4 protein-coding genes are annotated in these 3,853 nt (G+C 61.5%); 1 reads left to right on the top strand and 3 read right to left on the bottom strand.

The window, feature by feature from the left end:
• Together guaA and guaB are read right to left on the bottom strand one after the other, a co-directional pair.
• The coding region (guaA, locus tag AC1D1P_RS17045) for a glutamine-hydrolyzing GMP synthase (RefSeq protein WP_477673785.1) at nt 1-1,339 on the bottom strand (1,339 nt) is incomplete at its 3' end.
• Between the two features lie 71 nt (nt 1,340-1,410).
• Nucleotides 1,411-2,880 carry an IMP dehydrogenase gene (gene guaB / locus AC1D1P_RS17040; RefSeq protein WP_477673784.1) on the bottom strand — a complete coding sequence of 490 codons (1,470 nt, stop codon included), beginning with the start codon at nt 2,878-2,880 and terminating at the stop codon, nt 1,411-1,413.
• 166 nt (nt 2,881-3,046) lie between these two features.
• Here guaB and AC1D1P_RS17035 point away from each other — a divergent pair, with 166 nt between their 5' ends.
• The gene (locus AC1D1P_RS17035; protein WP_477671644.1) at nt 3,047-3,586 is read left to right on the top strand and encodes a DUF4124 domain-containing protein; all 540 of its coding nucleotides are present in this window, start codon (nt 3,047-3,049) and stop codon (nt 3,584-3,586) included.
• A gap of 45 nt (nt 3,587-3,631) precedes the next feature.
• Here AC1D1P_RS17035 and AC1D1P_RS17030 read toward each other — a convergent pair.
• On the bottom strand, nt 3,632-3,853 hold a 222-nt coding region (locus AC1D1P_RS17030), incomplete at its 5' end, for an RnfH family protein (RefSeq protein ID WP_477673783.1).

Below are 3,853 nucleotides of genomic sequence, written 5' to 3'. Positions count from 1 at the left end.
CCTTGAAGTTGCGCAGCTCTTCGATGAAGATTGCGTCGGCACGGCGCAGCAGGTCTGCATATTCTTTCTTGACTTCGCCCAGGATGCGCACGCCCAAGCCGGGGCCGGGAAACGGATGGCGGTACACCATGTCGTGCGGCAACCCAAGCGCGACGCCCAGCTCGCGGACTTCGTCCTTGAACAACTCGCGCAAAGGTTCGAGCAGCTTGAGACCCAGTTGCTCAGGCAGGCCGCCGACGTTGTGATGGCTCTTGATGGTGACGGCTTTTTTGCTTTTGGCGCCGCCGGATTCGATCACGTCGGGGTAAATCGTGCCCTGGGCCAGCCATTTGGCGCCCTTGTGGCCGCCGGTGCCGGCCTTGAGTCGGGCCGCTTCGGCCTTGAACACCTCAACGAACTCGCGGCCGATGATCTTGCGCTTGGCTTCGGGTTCGCTGACGCCTGCCAGGTGGCCGAGGAACTGGTCGCTTGCATCGACACGGATCACGTTGGCGTGCAGCTTGCCGACAAACATCTCCATGACCATGTCGCCCTCGTTCAGGCGAAGCAGGCCATGGTCGACGAACACGCAGGTCAGCTGGTCGCCGATAGCGCGGTGGATCAGCGCCGCAGCCACTGAGGAGTCAACACCACCGGAGAGGCCCAGAATGACCTCTTCGTCGCCCACTTGCGCGCGAATTTTCTCGACCGCCTCGCTGATGTAATCGCCMATGACCCAGTCCTGGCGGGTGCCGCAAATATCGAGCACGAAGCGCTTGAGGATGGCGTTGCCCTGCTTGGTGTGGGTGACTTCGGGGTGGAACTGCACCGCGTAGAAACGGCGGTCTTCATCGGCCATGCCCGCAATGGGGCAGGAATCGGTGGAGGCCATGAGCTTGAAGCCCGGCGGCATTTCAGTGACCTTGTCGCCGTGGCTCATCCAGACATCGAGCATGCCCTGGCCTTCGGGCGTGGTGTAGTCGGCAATGTCTTTGAGCAGCGCCGTGTGGCCGCGGGCGCGCACGTCGGCGGAGCCGAATTCGCGCTTGTGGCCGCCTTCGACCTTACCGCCCAACTGGTGCGCCATGGCTTGCATGCCGTAGCAGATGCCCAGCACCGGCAAGCCCAACTCAAACACCGCTTGCGGTGCCTTATCGGTGGTTTCTTCGTAAATGCTGGCATGGCTGCCTGACAGGATGATGCCCTTGAGCGTGCCATCTTTGGCGTATTCGCGGACCCAGTCATCGCTGACGTCGCAGGGGTGGACTTCGCAGAACACGTGAGCATCGCGCACGCGGCGGGCAATCAGCTGGGTGACCTGGGAGCCGAAATCAAGAATGAGTATTTTCTGGTGCTGCATGAGGGTGTTACTCCAAGGCAAAAAAAGAAAAAGGCGTCTGGTTCATCAGACGCCTCAGGCCGCTTTCAGGCTCAATCAGCCCGGTAGTTCGGCGCTTCCTTGGTAATCTGCACGTCGTGGACATGGCTTTCACGGATGCCTGCAGAAGTGATTTCCACGAACTCGGCCTTGTCACGCATGTCCTCGATGGTGGGACAACCGCAGTAGCCCATGCTGGCCCGCAGGCCGCCGGCCATCTGGAACACGATGGCGACCATGGAGCCTTTGTAGGGGACGCGGCCTTCAATGCCTTCGGGGACCAGCTTGTCGGCGTTCGGGTTGCCGGTGCTTGACTCCTGGAAGTAGCGGTCGGCGCTGCCTTGCTGCATGGCGCCTATGCTGCCCATGCCGCGGTAGCTCTTGTAGCTGCGGCCCTGGAACAGGATCACTTCACCCGGGGCTTCTTCAGTGCCGGCGAACATGCCGCCCATCATCACCGTGTTGGCGCCGGCCGCGATGGCCTTGGCGATGTCGCCGCTGTAGCGGATGCCGCCGTCGCCGATCAGCGGAACGCCGGTGCCGCGCAAAGCCGTGGCGACGTTGTCGATGGCCATGATCTGCGGCACGCCCACACCAGCAACGATGCGGGTGGTGCAAATGCTGCCGGGGCCGATGCCGACCTTGACGCCGTCAGCGCCGGCTTCCACCAGCGCCAGTGCCGCGGCGCCGGTGGCGATGTTGCCGCCAATCACATCAACTTGGGGATAGTTCTGCTTGACCCAGCGCACCCGGTCGAGCACGCCTTTGCTGTGGCCGTGGGCGGTGTCCACCACAATGGCGTCGACGCCGGCTTTGACCAGCGCCTCGACGCGTTCTTCGGTGCCCTCACCCACCCCGACAGCGGCACCCACGCGCRGCYTGCCGTGCAAGTCACGCGCGGCATTCGGAAAGGTGGTCTGTTTGGTGATGTCCTTGACGGTGATCAGGCCCTTGAGCTCGAAATCGTCGTTAATCAGCAGCACACGTTCGAGGCGGTGTTTGTTCAACAAGGCCTTGGCGTCGGCCAATGAAGCGGTTTCAGAAATGGTGATCAGGCGCTCGCGCGGTGTCATGATGGTGCTGACCGGCACATCCATGCGGGATTCGAAGCGCATGTCGCGCCCGGTGACGATGCCGACGACCTTGCCCCCATCAATCACGGGAAAGCCGGAAATGCCGAGTTGCTCGCTGAGCGCCATGACCTGGCGCACGGTATGCGTGGGGGTGATGACCACCGGGTCGCGCAGCACGCCGCTTTCGTAACGCTTGACCTTTGCAACCTCGGCTGCCTGCTGCTGGGGCGTCAGGTTTTTGTGAACAATGYCGATGCCGCCTTCCTGCGCAATGGCAATGGCCAGCCGGGCTTCGGTGACCGTGTCCATGGCTGCCGACACAAGCGGCAGGTTCAGGCGGATATTTCGGGAGAACTGGGTGGAAAGTGAAGTGTCCTTGGGCAGGACCTGGGAGAACGCTGGCACCAACAATACGTCGTCGAAGGTGAGCGCTTTGCCGAGTAGGCGCATAGGGATGGCTCCAAAAATACGATTGTACCCTTGTCGTCACACGCCGTCGGTACTTACCCCTAGCAGCCCTTCACAGCCTTCGTCCCTGTCTGCCAAGTGGTTGTAAAAAAGCCGCTTTACCCGCCGGCCACACGAAAACCGGACAGCACAGCGCTACACTCACGAAATGCACTTCCAATCCGTTTTTCGCCCCCTCCTGCTGGCGCTCGCCTGCGGGTCATTTTCGCTGACAGCGTTCGCCCAATGGCAGTGGATCGATAAAGACGGGCGCAAGGTCTATAGCGACCGTTCGCCGCCCGCCGACATTCTGGAAAAAAACATCCTGAAGCGACCAGGTGGCATGGCGCGAACGGCAGCAGCCGCTGATCCCGCTCCCAGCGCAGCCGATCCGGCTGCCCCGGCAGCGTCTGCGCCAGCAGGTAAAGCCAGCGCGCCCAGACTGTTGTCCGGCAAGGACAAGGACCTTGAGGCCAAGAAGAAGCAGGCTGAGACAGAAGAAGCCGCCAAGAAGAAGGCCGAAGAAGAGAAAATAGCCAAAGCCAAGGCCGAAAATTGTGACAATGCAAAGCGCAACATGGCGACATTGCAATCGGGCGTACGCATCACTGCCGTCAATGGCAAAGGTGAACGGGAAGGTATGGACGATACGAAGCGCGCAGCCGAAGTCAAGCGCGTCCAGGAAGCCATTGATAGCAGCTGCAAATAACAAACAGCTTCTGCGGTGTTCGCCAAACATCGCTGGCGGCCACGGCTAGTATCCGGCTTTCGCCCCCGCTCTTTTTTTAGCGAACAGCCCCGCGCTTTTGGCGCCCTGCCGGCTGAAACGTTCGCGGCGCGCAACCTTTGGATCCACCCGAAGACCGCGGTAGACCTCAACCCTGTCATGGTCATGCAGCGCATGCCCCAAGGTGGTTTTACGGCCCCAGATACCGACGACCGGGCGGCCGCCCTGCTGCAACTCCGGGAATTCATC

It is taken from the genome of Polaromonas sp. P1_E1_2 (assembly GCF_056406035.1).
The sequence above is the reverse complement of the archived record's forward strand: the minus strand, read 5'-3'. Positions and strand labels throughout refer to the sequence as shown.

What these genes read in the sequence shown, in the direction of transcription:
- AC1D1P_RS17035 (WP_477671644.1), top strand. Translation starts at nt 3,047, where the DNA reads ATGCACTTCCAATCCGTTTTTCGCCCCCTCCTGCTGGCGCTCGCCTGC.